Annotated in this window: 10 protein-coding genes; 7 read left to right on the top strand and 3 right to left on the bottom strand. The window is 60.1% G+C overall.

Annotation, left to right across the window (positions count from 1 at the left end; all coding sequences use genetic code 11):
* The first annotated feature begins 69 nt into the window (after nucleotides 1–69).
* The 5 genes from IPF49_02835 (at nucleotide 70) to IPF49_02815 (ending at nucleotide 5,006) form a co-directional block, all read left to right on the top strand.
* The gene (locus tag IPF49_02835; GenBank protein MBK6286584.1) at nucleotides 70–342 is read left to right on the top strand and encodes an HU family DNA-binding protein; all 273 of its coding nucleotides are present in this window, start codon (nucleotides 70–72) and stop codon (nucleotides 340–342) included.
* 132 nt (nucleotides 343–474) lie between these two features.
* Entirely contained in the window at nucleotides 475–2,340 is a 1,866-nt protein-coding gene (locus IPF49_02830; protein ID MBK6286583.1) for a SurA N-terminal domain-containing protein, read from the top strand.
* A gap of 16 nt (nucleotides 2,341–2,356) precedes the next feature.
* A complete protein-coding gene (locus IPF49_02825) occupies nucleotides 2,357–3,181 on the top strand; it encodes a 4'-phosphopantetheinyl transferase superfamily protein (protein ID MBK6286582.1) in 825 nt (274 codons plus the stop codon).
* 132 nt (nucleotides 3,182–3,313) lie between these two features.
* Complete coding sequence (locus IPF49_02820) at nucleotides 3,314–4,498, top strand: phosphoglycerate dehydrogenase (protein ID MBK6286581.1); 1,185 nt, start codon at nucleotides 3,314–3,316, stop codon at nucleotides 4,496–4,498.
* A 19-nt stretch (nucleotides 4,499–4,517) separates the two neighbouring features.
* Nucleotides 4,518–5,006 carry a DUF1285 domain-containing protein gene (locus IPF49_02815; protein ID MBK6286580.1) on the top strand — a complete coding sequence of 163 codons (489 nt, stop codon included), beginning with the start codon at nucleotides 4,518–4,520 and terminating at the stop codon, nucleotides 5,004–5,006.
* 74 nt (nucleotides 5,007–5,080) lie between these two features.
* On the opposite strand, the gene IPF49_02810 is transcribed toward IPF49_02815, so the two are convergent.
* The 3 genes from IPF49_02810 to IPF49_02800 form a co-directional block, all read right to left on the bottom strand.
* A complete protein-coding gene (locus tag IPF49_02810; GenBank protein ID MBK6286579.1) occupies nucleotides 5,081–5,884 on the bottom strand; it encodes a mechanosensitive ion channel in 804 nt (267 codons plus the stop codon).
* Nucleotides 5,877–8,819, bottom strand: a complete 2,943-nt coding sequence (locus tag IPF49_02805; GenBank protein MBK6286578.1) for an ATP-binding protein — start codon at nucleotides 8,817–8,819, stop codon at nucleotides 5,877–5,879. Before IPF49_02805 ends, IPF49_02810 begins: the two co-directional genes overlap by 8 nt.
* A gap of 262 nt (nucleotides 8,820–9,081) precedes the next feature.
* Nucleotides 9,082–10,725: an electron transfer flavoprotein-ubiquinone oxidoreductase gene (locus IPF49_02800; protein ID MBK6286577.1), complete on the bottom strand. Its 1,644-nt coding sequence runs from the start codon at nucleotides 10,723–10,725 to the stop codon at nucleotides 9,082–9,084.
* 289 nt (nucleotides 10,726–11,014) lie between these two features.
* Here IPF49_02800 and IPF49_02795 point away from each other — a divergent pair, with 289 nt between their 5' ends.
* On the top strand, nucleotides 11,015–11,764 hold the full coding sequence (locus IPF49_02795) for an electron transfer flavoprotein subunit beta/FixA family protein (protein ID MBK6286576.1): 750 nt from the start codon (nucleotides 11,015–11,017) through the stop codon (nucleotides 11,762–11,764).
* Nucleotides 11,764–12,693, top strand: a complete 930-nt coding sequence (locus tag IPF49_02790) for an electron transfer flavoprotein subunit alpha/FixB family protein (GenBank protein MBK6286575.1) — start codon at nucleotides 11,764–11,766, stop codon at nucleotides 12,691–12,693. The genes IPF49_02795 and IPF49_02790 overlap by 1 nt, the downstream gene beginning before the upstream one ends.
* Nucleotides 12,694–12,711: the final 18 nt, after the last annotated feature.

Here is a 12,711-nt window from a genome sequence, read left to right as displayed (position 1 = left end):
ACGCCCCTCGTACCGGTCGTATAGCGGTGCGTTTCAAATCAAAATTCTGAATACTTGACAGGTGTGGATGTGAATAAATCCGATATGATCGATCTCATTGCAGACAAATCCGATATTTCCAAGGCATCCGCTGCGCGCGCACTGGATGCGATGCTCGAGGGAATAACCGCGGCACTCAGGAACGGCGAGCAGGTTGCATTGGTTGGCTTTGGGACTTTTGCGGTGAAGGATCGTGCAGAACGCCAGGGCCGCAATCCCCAGACCGGTGCGACCATGGTCATCAAAGCGAGCCGGATTCCCGGTTTCAAGCCTGGCAAGGCACTCAAGGACGCCGTCAACTGAGACCTCGCAATCCGGACCTCAGGGCAGGTTCCTGCCGGTCGCGGCGTCAGGTTTGCGTGCTGACCTGATCGAACCGGCATCGCCGTTCCATCCAACGAACCTTCCATCCATTCCAGCGGGGCGTGCGCCGCAATGCTGCAAAACATCCGGGACAAACTCCAGGGAACCGTTGCCAAGGTGATCATTGCGCTGATCGCGGTGCCGTTTGCCGTGTTCGGTATCGATGCATTCTTTAGCGGCTCGGCACCGGATGCCGCGCGGGTCAACGGCGAAGCCATCAGCGAATCCGAGCTGGCTCAGGGTGTCGAGTTGCAGCGCCGGCGGCTGCTCGATCAGGCGCAGGACAATCCCGATCCCGCATTGCTCGATGAGGCGCGCTTGCGTGGACCGGTACTCGATGCCCTCATCGATCGCAAACTGGTGCAACAGGTGGCGGAGGAGGCCGGCTTTCGTGTAAGCGAAGCGATGCTGAACCAGATCATTCTCGAGAACACGAGCTTTCAGGACGATGGCAAATTTTCCCAGGCGCGCTTCCAGGGCATTCTTGCCAGTAACGGGATGAGCCCTTCGTATTACAAGGGTTTGCTGCGCGAAGAAATCCTCATGTCCCAGGTGATGAGTGGACTCGCGGCGAGCGAGTTCGTTACCGAGCACGAACTGCGCGAGGTCGCCCGCATTACGCAGCAATCGATGGACGTGCGTTATCTCACCATACCGGTCGCCGCTTCAGGCGGCGGGATAACCGTTCCCGAAGAGCAGGTCCGCAAATACTACGACGAGAACAAGACAGATTTCCGTACCGAGGAACAGGTCAGCGTGGAGTATCTGGAACTCAAGCTCGAAGACCTGGTCAAGCCGGTATCGGAACCGGATCTGCGTCGCGAATACGAGAGCCGAATGGCGAACTTCAAGGGCGTAACGGAACGTCATGCCGCGCACATCATGCTTTCCTCGCTTGCGGACGAGCAGGCCAGGGAGAAGCTTGCCGCCCTGCGCGAGAAGTCCCTCGCAGGTGCGGATTTTGCTGCGCTGGCGCGCGAGAATTCCGAGGACGTAGGCTCCGCGAACAGTGGCGGTGATCTGGGGTTCTCCGCGGGTGACGCCTTTCCGGCCGAGTTCGAGGAAGCGCTCGCCGGGCTCGAGCCGGGCGGGATTTCCGAACCGATTCAGACCGACTCCGGCTGGCATCTTGTCAAATTGCTCGAGGTGCGCGTCCAGGAGGCACCGGGTTTTGACGAGATGCGGGGGGCTATCGAGAAAGATCTGCAACGCGCGGCGGCAGAACCGCTGTTTGTGGAGCGCAGCGAGAAACTTGCCGACTTGACGTTCAATTCCGATGGCTTGTCGGAAGCTGCAAAAGAACTCGATCTCGGGATTGAGAGCAGCGGCTTGTTCGGTCGACGCGGGGGTGAGGGGCTGTTTGCAGATGCCCGGGTGATCAGGGCTGCTTTCAGCAAGGATGTGCTGGACAATGCCCAGAACAGCGAGTTGATCGAAATCGATTCCGGGCACGCCATGGTGCTGCGCCTCGAACAGCACCAGAAGGAAAGACAACAGGAGCTGGCGGATGTTCATGACCGCATCGCGGACCTGTTGCGTGAATCGTTGATCCGCGAGAAGGTCCGGGCCGAGGGCGACGAGATCCTGGCATCCATGAAAGCCGGACAGGACGTGGAAACGCTGGCAAGGAAAAACGGTTATCAGTGGCAGGTTGTCCTGCAGTACCGTCGTGGTTCACCGGAACTGGCGGTGGAGATCGGCAACGCGGTATTTGCCACGCCGCGCACCGAGGCCGGCACCGGCTTCGGGAGTGTGGTGTTGCCCAGCGGCGATGCGGTGGTTTTCAAAACCGCTAATTTTCATGAAGGAGATTTCGCGGGAATTCCCGAAGAGCAACGGCAGGTCCTCGGAAATCTGATGCAGCAGGCTCGCGGTCGCGAAATCACCGCGCATTACCAAAACCGGTTGCGTCAGGTCGCCAGCATAGAGCGACGCTGAACACGGGTAGCCGAGAGTGAGCAGCGCGCCCGAGAATGCGTGGAGCGCGGCGCCGCCGCGATTGCAGGACGGCGATGTGCATATTTGGCGCTGCGAACTCGATACCGATACGGATCCGGCGCTGCTGAGGCGTTTTGCTGCTCTTCTCGATGAAAATGAACAGCGACGCCATCGGCGATTCATCCACGCCCGGGACCGGCATCGCTTTCTTTCGAGTCACGCTTTTCTTCGTCTGGTTCTGTCGCAATACGCGCCGGTTGCCCCCGAGGCCTGGCGGTTCATCACCAACGCGGACGGAAAGCCTTTCGTTGCGGGCCCTCGGGGGCAGCGCGCTCCTCTGTTCAATCTTTCCCATTCCGGATCGGTCGCACTGCTGGCACTATCCATGGCGCCATGCGAAATCGGTGTGGATATCGAGCAACATCGTGAGTCGCGCCGTTTTCATGCGCTCGCACAGCGCAATTTCGCGCCCTCGGAGGCATTGACGCTGGCTGGTTTGCGCGGGTCCTCGCTGGTGCGACAATTCTACGATCTGTGGTCCTTGAAGGAGAGTTTTGTCAAGGCGCGTGGACTCGGTCTGAGGTTGCCTCTCGACGGGTTCTGGTTCGATCAGGATGCTGGCTGCGGAAGGCTGCTCTTCGATGTCGCTCCGGTGTGCGAAACATGCCCTGCGGCGTGGTCGTTCTGCAGTTATCGTCTCGCGGGCGGGTACAGTGCCGCCCTGGCGATCACACACCCTCTGGACCGGGCGCCAATCTGGTTTGATGCAAGGCCCTGGATCGAATGGCGCCTCGTCGAAGTGCCGATGCGCGGCCGGACCCGTCGGATTACCGCCAATTGAAAACACCCTGCGGGCGCTCCTGGGCTAAAATGGCCGCTTTGATGCCGCCCGCCTGGCGTCACTGCGTACTCCGATGTGGTGGTGCAGTTCAGCAGCGGGTTTTGTTGCAGACCACAGCCGGGAGAGATGCAGATGTTCAGGATAAGAACCTATAACCAGATTTCGGTAAAAGGGCTCGATCGGTTTCCCCGCGAGTGTTATCAGGTGGGCAGCGATGCCGACGCACCGGATGCGCTGTTGTTGCGCAGCCACAAACTCGTCGCGGAGCAGATCACTGCGCAGGTGAAGGCGGTCGCGCGAGCCGGTGCAGGCGTAAACAACATACCGATCGATGCCTGTACGGCACGCGGCATTCCGGTGTTCAACACCCCGGGAGCCAATGCCAATGCGGTCAAGGAACTGGTTGCCGCCGCGCTGCTGCTTGGCTCGCGCGGCATCTATGAAGGCGTTCAGTATGTGAATTCGCTGGCTTCGGATATGGCGGCTGCCGACATGAGCAAATTGCTCGAGCAGGAGAAGAAGCGCTTTGCGGGACAGGAAATTCGTGGCAAGACGCTGGGTGTGGTCGGGCTTGGCGCAATTGGTTCCAAAGTGGCACGCCTGGGGCTCTCGATGGGCATGGAGGTCATTGGTTACGATCCCGCGTTGTCGGTGGAAGCGGCGTGGCGCCTGCCGAGCGAAGTCAAGCGCATGGCGAACATGAATTCGCTGTTTGCCCGTGCTGATTTCATCAGCCTGCACCTGCCGGTTCTCGAGTCGACGCGCAACCTGGTCAACGCCGGCAATGTCGTCCATTTCCGCAAGGGCGCTTGCCTGCTCAATTTTGCCCGCGAGGAAATCGTCGATGTGGAAGCGATCGTGAGCGCGCTCGATTCCGGCCTGTTGGGTCGTTACATCGCGGATTTCCCCCATCCGCGCCTGCTCGGACGCAGCGACGTCATCCTCATGCCGCACATCGGGGCAAGCACCGAAGAGGCGGAGGAAAACTGCGCGGTCATGGCGGCGGATCAACTGAGGTCGTTTCTCGAGCACGGCAATATCCGCAACTCGGTCAACTTTCCCGGGCTGGAACTCGAGCGCACGGTGGGATACCGGTTGTCGGTGACCAATAGCAATGTGCCCGGTATGCTCGGCAATATCCTGTCCCTGCTCGCCTCAGCCGAAATCAACGTCGTGGACATGCTGAACAAGAGCCGCGACAACCTGGCCTATAACCTGATCGATATCGAAGGCGCGCCCTCGCAAACATTGCTCGACGGGATCCGTGCCGTGGAGGGAGTGGTCAATGTTCGTCTGATCCCGCCGCCTGCCTGCTGAACGGCCGCGTGCAGAGGCAATGATGGTGGATGCGGCGCGCGGGACGGGCACGAAGCGGGCGGCAGAATTCCTTATCGATCGGGAGGGTGTCTGGCATCATCGAGGTTCGCCGATAAAACGCGAGTCCATGGTCCGGTTGTTTGCCGGTATGCTGTGCCAGAACGAATCCGGTTATTTTCTGAGGACACCGGATCAGATGGTGCGAGTCGAGGTGCAGGATGCGCCGTTTCTTGTGACCGATTGCGAGTTCATCCGTGTTGATGACCAGCCAGAGCTGTGGATGACCACCAATCTTGGCGAGCGCTACCCGGTCGGAGAGGAATATCCCCTGGTGTTGCGTACCGACGTAACGCGTAACGAGACGCGCGTCTATCTGCTCATCCGCAATGGACTGACCGCCCTGGTGCACAGGAATGTGTTCTACCGGTTGGTCGATGTGGCGCAAACCGATCCGCACAGCGGCAAGCAGGGCATTCGCAGCCGCTCAGGTTTTTATCCCCTGCATTGATTCCTCGAGCGATCTGCCTTGCACCCATGCACAGGTTGCTGCCCATTGATTCTTTCGGCTCCCCTCGCTGTGCTTCAGGCGGGCCGAGCCAGGCCGTATTGCCTGAACAACTCGCTGGATCGGAGCGTGATATCGCTCTGCAGGGCTTTTTCGTACACCACGTCCAGCACATAGGCCTTGGCGCGCAGTCGAATCGCGAGCCGCTCCGCGACCGCCACTTCCTCGATTGAAAACGTCACCGGCTTTTTCAGGTAGGCGAAGCGGCTGGTCACGATCACCTGCCGCACGAGGTCGCGGGCCAGGTTGATATCGACATCGAGGGCGAGGTGGAAGTCGGTGACCACCATCATGTCGAGCGCCCCGGCATTGGCCGATGCCGTGATATCGTTGATGAAGCGCGAATTGGGAATCGTGACGAGATTGTCGTCGAGGGTTTGCAGGCGGACCGAGCGCAGGCCTATCGATACGATTTCCCCGTAAACATTGTCGAAGCTTACGCGGTCGCCGACCTGGAACGGTCGGTCGAACAGCAGGATGAGTCCCGATACAATGGAAGCGGCGATGTCCTTGAGCGCAAAACCCACCGCGACGGCGGCCGAGCCGCCAATCGCGATCAGAAATTCGCGCGGTGGCTGCAGTACCCCGACCACGAGCACCAGCGATCCGCCGATATAGACCGTAAAGCTGATCAGCGTCGCAAACTGCAGGATCAGAAAGCGCCGCGAAGGGAATCGTTGCATCAACGCCTGGCCAAGGCGACGAACCGCTGCGTTGGTGAACGCTATCGCGGCGATTCCGAGAATCAGCAGCGACATCCTGGCGACATCGAACATGTTCGCCAGCGTGGCCACCTGGCTCAGCACATTATCGTCATTCATGGAGCATGTTCTTCCTGCCGAGCAGACTGCGGACACTCGGATACCATATGGGCTCGAGGCGATACCTGCCACCCGCCGTGCGCTGCACAAAACCGGTGTCCTGGGCGGTTTTCAGGGCCGCCCTGATCACACCATCGCCCATCGCCGTGACTGACACCAGTTCCTCGGCAGTCATGTTCTCGTGAATGACGAGCGCTGCATACACGAAATGAAAATCATCGGGAAGACTCTCGAGGGCAGCTGTAGAGGGCTGCGCCGGCAATCCGACCACAACGGTCCCGCCGTCTGCACGCAGGGAACTGATCCACAAGCGCAGCGCCAGCAGTGGATTGCCGCGACAGGCATCCCACAAAAGGCTGAAATAACGTTGCTCGGCATTGCGCACATTTCCGGCTTCCGGTCCTCTCGATGCCAGTAGTACATCGTCGTAGCGGATCCGGAAGCGGCTGCGCTTGTGCCGCGACATGATCAACGAACGGATTTCGTTCTGGGTCCATGGCCGGGCGCGCAATATGCGGCTGAACTGGTAGTCACGGCGGAAGACATTGCCGAGATAGGCAAGGCTCTGGTTGTTGATCACGATCAACCAGAAAATGTTCGCCAGCCGGGCATTGGTGAGCCCCAGCAGGGTCTGCCAGCCATCCAGTCCGCCTACGCGGCGCAGGAAAAAGCCATGGGCATTATCCAGAATCACGATCGAGGGCTGGCGCTCGGCGTCGGCTTTCACCAGCGCCGCAGGGCCTTCGCCGAGGTCAGTCCCGAGCAACTCTCCGATCAGCGAACGAACCGCTTCCGGCGAGGTGGTTTTTGCGGGCACCTCCAACTGCAACACGCGGATGCCGGGATAGTTCTTTTCAAGTTCCTTCCCGAGCTGCAACAGCATCGAGGATTTGCCGATACCACGTTCACCGGTCAGCACCAGCGTGTTCTCTTCGGACTTGTCGGCGAGCCACGGCGACATACTGTCGATGATTGCCGCGCCCAGACCGGTATCGATCAACGGACCTTCGGCCAGTGAATCCGGTTCGAACCAGCGGTTGTAATCGCTGAGGCGCAATTCGTCGGCTTCGGATTCCGTACTCTCGGCGGCTTTCGATGTCTGCGCTCGCAGTCGAAAACCGCGCGCATACAGTTTCCGGTACCAATCGACATCGAGCATGGCGCGATTGACAAAAGCCACGCCGAACACGGCCAGCAGAGGAAGCACCGCCAGCGGCCCCGTCAGCCAGAACAATTGCCCGCGCAGGACTCGCTCCACCCACGGGTCGATGTGTGGCGGCAGCACCGACTGGAGCGCCTTCACCAGATCCTGTTCGCGGGTACGCAGCAGTATCCCGATCGCGACAAAAGCGGCCAACTCGCGGGCCCGAACGCACACATCGAGCAACTGGGAACTGCCAATGGCAATGTTCACGAGGTCACCGAGCAGCCACGGGAGCATCACAACCGCCGCCGCCTGATGCGCCCGGGTCTCCAGCAACGCGCTCTGCTCCGCGTTCAGATAACTGCCGGCCTGCTGGGCAATGCGCAGTACCAACCACTCGCCCAGAAGCGTACCGACGCCATACACGATGTACAGTCGGGCCAGGGGTATGGCAGGCACCAGAAACACGAACTCGTAGCGATAGAAAAACCAGCCCAGCAGATCGAGTCCGAACCAGCCTGCGAGCCATGGCAGCAGTGTCGGCAGTCCGGCGCCAACGCGGCTCAATTGGGTTGCGATGCGGTTGCCCCGGACACGGTCGCTCAGGTGCGCATGGAGCCGCAGCGCCGGCGTCGCAAGGGCGCGGGCAATTCGCGCGAGCAGCACAATCGCCGCCAGTCCGAGCAGGGTTTTCAAGGCCGTGACGGCGATGCGAGTGTAGGATGCCTCGGCCGATGCATCCTGCTGATAATCCTGTCCAACCTCGCTGAGCAGACGATCCAGCCGATGACGCACTGCCTGGGTCTCGATGATCAGCAAATTCCAGCGCCCGCCTGCCGCCTCCCTTGCCGTCGCCCTGAACACCCCATCGGGGGATTTCCAGAGTATTGCGCGAACCAGATTCAGCACTGAGCGCAGCTCGATTGCATCGAGGCGCGCCAGGACCATATAGTCACGTATCCCGCTCTGCAACTCGGCCGGCAGAGCTGCGAGCTCGCTTTCCGACGCCAACATCCCGGCCGGTTTCGCCTTGATAGCCAGGCTCCACAGTTCGAAGAATGCACGCGATTTTTCAACGGTGACGCCCTGGTTCAAATCAGGCACGACGCCAAGCATGGACAGTCTTACGCGCTGCAACCGCCCGTGAATGGTGCGCAGCGCGGCCAGCACGGTCTGGCTCGGCTTGTCGTTCTGTTTTTCGAGCTGTCCCGAAACCTGTTCGAATTGTTTCACCAGCCGTTGTCGCGATGCCCAGATCTGGCGCAACTCCTCGCGGAAATCCTCCGGCATTTGCGTCCAGACGCGCTGTTGCTGCCGGTAAATCTGTTGTCGCAGCCAGATCAGGTCGTCGTGTGTCGCCTGGTAACCGGCGAGCAGCGCATCGCAAGAGACGGTCTTTGGCCAGCCGTCGGGCTCGCCCAGGGCGCGCGCATTCGTGCGCGGATCGGCAACGCCACGAAGATCCGTGATGAAAAGATTTTCCAGTGAGACATCGCTCGACAACGTTCCCTTGAAAAGACTGTCTATCGCATCGTGCCATTCGGTCAATCGGGCGACATCGGCCTGAAGTCGGGAGACGGTGAATTGCGCTTCGCGACAGGCGGCGCCGGACGTGCTTTGCGGGTATGCACGCGACCCGTCAGTGTCTGTTCCCTTGACTGCGGGCGGTGGTGATTTTGCGACAGCCGGCTTGACGGATTCGGCGCGCGGACTGGCTGCGACAAAGCAGGCAAGCAGCACAATGAGCATGGCTTCGGCGAGTATCGAGAGGCCACTGGTAACCCGGTTCAAGGCTGAGCTCCTGAAGTCATTCGTTGCTTCAACAAGAAAGAACACCGGCACCGAGGGGTATCGCTGCAACCGTGTCATTATCGAAGCAAAACAGGGTGGAGGGAATGGTGCGACGCCGCCGTCCGCCAAAAACACCGTGCAGCGGCGCTGCCCGGTCAGCGCCGGCAGCAGGGCCTGTCCGCAGGGGGCCGTGCCCTGGCCTGCGCCACGAAGGGATGGTGCGGCAGCAGGGAGCTACATGCAGGCTTTGCCAGGGCTTTTGTCACATGTTCGGATAATTCGGTCCACCCGATCCTTCGGGTGTCACCCAGACGATATTCTGGGTGGGGTCCTTTATATCGCAGGTCTTGCAGTGCACGCAGTTCTGCGCATTTATCTGCAGGCGCTTGACTCCCTTGTCATTTTCCACGATCTCATAGACCCCCGCAGGACAATAACGCTGTGCCGGTTCGTCATACAGGGCAAGGTTGTGGCGGATCGGAATTTCCGGGTCGCGCAGGGTCAGATGACAGGGCTGGTCTTCCTCGTGGTTGGTATTGGAGAGGAACACCGAGGACAGGCGATCGAAACTCAACACATTGTCCGGCTTCGGATAGGCAATCTGCCGGGATTGGGCGGCCGGCTTCAGTTGCTCGTGATCCGGGTGCATGTCGTGCAGGGTCCAAGGCAACTTGCCGCGGAATATATTGATATCGATGAACGCATAGGCGGAACCGAGCACGTTGCCGAACTTGTGCTGGGCAGGTCCGAAATTGCGTTGCATCTGCAGTTCCTGACCGGCCCAGGAACTCATGAACGCCTCGGTGTAGGTGCTGATTTCCTCGCCCATCTGTTCGTGCACAGTAATCGCGCTGTGCACTGACTCCGCAGCCAGCATGCCGCTCTTCATCGCGGTGTGGGTGCCCTTGATCTTGGCGAAATTGAGTGTGCCGGCATCGCAGCCGATCAGCAGGCCGCCCGGAAAGCTCATGCGCGGCAACGCCTGCGGACCGCCCTTGGTGATAGCCCGTGCACCGTAGCAGATACGTTTGCCACCCCGCAGATACTGATTGATCACCGGGTGCTGCTTGTAGCGCTGGAACTCCTCGAAGGGACTGATATAGGGGTTGCTGTATCCGAGGTCGGTGATCAGTCCGATCGATACCAGGTTGTCATCGAAATGATAGAGAAAACCTCCGCCGTGCGCACCGCTCTGCTGCAGTGGCCAGCCGGCGCTGTGGACCACCAGTCCCCGCTGGAAATTCCCGGGCTTGACCTCCCACAACTCCTTGACCCCGAGACCATAGTGCTGCGGATTGCGTCCTGCGTCGAGTTTGAAGCGCGCTATCAGCTGTTTGCCGAGGCTGCCACGGCAGCCCTCGGCAAACAGCGTGTACTTCGCATGCAGTTCCATGCCTGCGGTGAAACTGTCCTTGTGTTCGCCGCTGGCGGATACTCCGGAGTCGCCGGTTGCAATGCCCTTGACCCGGCCGTCTTCGTGAAACAGGATCTCCGCCGCCGCGAAACCAGGATAGATTTCCGCGCCGAGGTTCTCGGCCTGCTGGCCCAGCCAGCGGCACAGGCTGCCAAGGCTGACGATGTAGTTGCCTTCGTTGTGCATGGTGCTCGGCACCATGAATCCTGGAACTTGCAACGACTTGTTCTCGTTGAGCAGAACGTGGATGTGGTCATCGCTGACCGGCGTATCCAGTGGCGCGCCATTCTCTTTCCAGTCGGGGAACAACTCGCTGAGTGCGCTCGGCTCGAGTACCGCGCCGGAAAGGATATGGGCACCCACTTCCGAGCCTTTCTCGACCACGCAGACGCTGAGATCGCCCGCCAGTTGCTTGAGCCGGCAGGCTGCCGACAACCCTGCCGGTCCTGCGCCGACGATCACGACATCAAATTCCATCGATTCTCTGGTCACTGGTATTCTCCACTGCTGCTCGACACGCACGCTCGCCGGAAAACAGGGCAGGAGAGCGGCTCAACCCATTGCGGCGAGGCAGACAAGCCCTCGCCAAGGCCCGAAGCATACTAGAAATGTACTTGCCGGACCTCAAGAATTCAGGGTGTCATGATGCGGCGCAAAGCTTGCGCGGCTTGACCTGTCAGGCGGATATCCGGACAATAACGCCGCTTTGCAGCCGGCGCGGCGCGCGGAACATGGCTGCAGGGTCCCATTCGAATTCTTTCCTGACGCAAGCGGAGAGTACATGAAAGTTCTGGTAGCGGTAAAACGCGTGGTGGATTACAACGTCAAGGTCCGGGCCAAGAGCGACGGGTCTGGCGTTGAACTCAACAACGTGAAGATGTCGATCAATCCCTTCTGTGAAATCGCGGTCGAGGAGGCTGTACGCCTGCGCGAAAAGGGCGTGGCCAGCGAGGTCATTGCGGTCTCGATTGGCGAAAAATCCTGTCAGGAACAGATCCGGACGGCCCTGGCACTGGGCGCCGATCGTGGCATCCTGGTCGAAACATCCGAGGATCTGCAGCCGCTGGCGATAGCCAAGCTGCTAAAGGCAATCGTCGAGAAAGAGGGCGTGGAACTCGCCATTCTCGGCAAGCAATCGATCGACGGTGACAACAACCAGACCGGACAGATGCTGGCCGCACTGGCGGATATGTCGCAGGGAACCTTTGCTTCCGAAATCGTCATTGACAACGGCAAGGCGCGGGTCACGCGCGAGATCGATGGCGGACTGCAGACCCTGGAGCTGACATTGCCCTGCGTCGTGACCGCGGACTTGCGGCTGAACGAGCCGCGCTATGCCTCGCTGCCGAACATCATGAAGGCCAAGAAGAAGCCGATGGACACGCTGACACCTGCGGATCTTGGTGTCGATGCCGCACCGCGCGTGCGCACGCTCAAGGTGGAGCCACCGCCCGAGCGCAAGGCCGGGATAAAGGTAGGTTCCGTGGCAGAACTGGTCGAAAAACTGCGTAACGAAGCAAAGGTGATCTGATGAGCACGCTGGTAATCGCTGAACACAGCAACAATGAACTGAAAGCCGCGACACTGCATACGGTCACCGCAGCGACGGCGCTCGGTGGAGAGGTCCATGTGCTCGTGGCGGGCGCAAATTGTGCCGCTGCGGCGGAAGCGGCAGCACGTATCGCTGGCGTGAGCAAGGTACTGGTCGCGGATAACGCGGCTTATGCACACCAATTGGCCGAGAATGTCAGCAAGCTGGTGGCAGAACTCGGTGTTTCCTATGAAAACTTGCTCGCACCCGCGACCAGCAATGGCAAGAACGTGATGCCGCGGGTTGCGGCGCTGCTCGATGTCGCGCAGATTTCCGAAATCACGGCGGTATTGAGTGCGGATACGTTTCAGCGTCCGATCTATGCGGGCAACGTGATAGCAACCGTGCAAGCGGGGGATGCACGCAAAGTCATCACCGTACGCACCACGGGCTTCGATGCCGCGGCCGCGGAAGGCGGCAGCGCTGTGGTCGAAGCGGTCGCCATCGTTGCTGACGCCGGGCGTTCGAGTTTTGTCGAGGAGAAAGTCGCGAAGTCCGACCGGCCGGAATTGACTGACGCCAGGGTAGTGATTTCCGGTGGCCGCGGCATGCAGAATGGCGAGAATTTCAAGATGCTCGAGGCGGTTGCCGACAAGCTCAACGCCGCCGTGGGAGCTTCCCGGGCTGCAGTGGATGCTGGCTTTGTCCCGAATGATTACCAGGTCGGGCAGACCGGCAAGATCGTTGCCCCGGAACTCTACATAGCAGTCGCGATTTCCGGTGCGATCCAGCACCTGGCCGGGATGAAGGACTCCAAGGTCATCGTGGCGATCAACAAGGACGAGGACGCACCTATTTTCCAGGTCGCCGACTATGGCCTGGTGGCTGATCTGTTCCAGGCAGTACCGGAGCTGGAGAGCCTGCTCTGACTGATCCGACGCGTTGTC

The sequence above is a fragment of the Gammaproteobacteria bacterium genome (assembly GCA_016705365.1).
Classification (GTDB): domain Bacteria; phylum Pseudomonadota; class Gammaproteobacteria; order Pseudomonadales; family UBA5518; genus UBA5518.
Note: the sequence above shows the minus strand (reverse complement) of the source record. Positions and strands in the feature narration are given on the sequence as shown.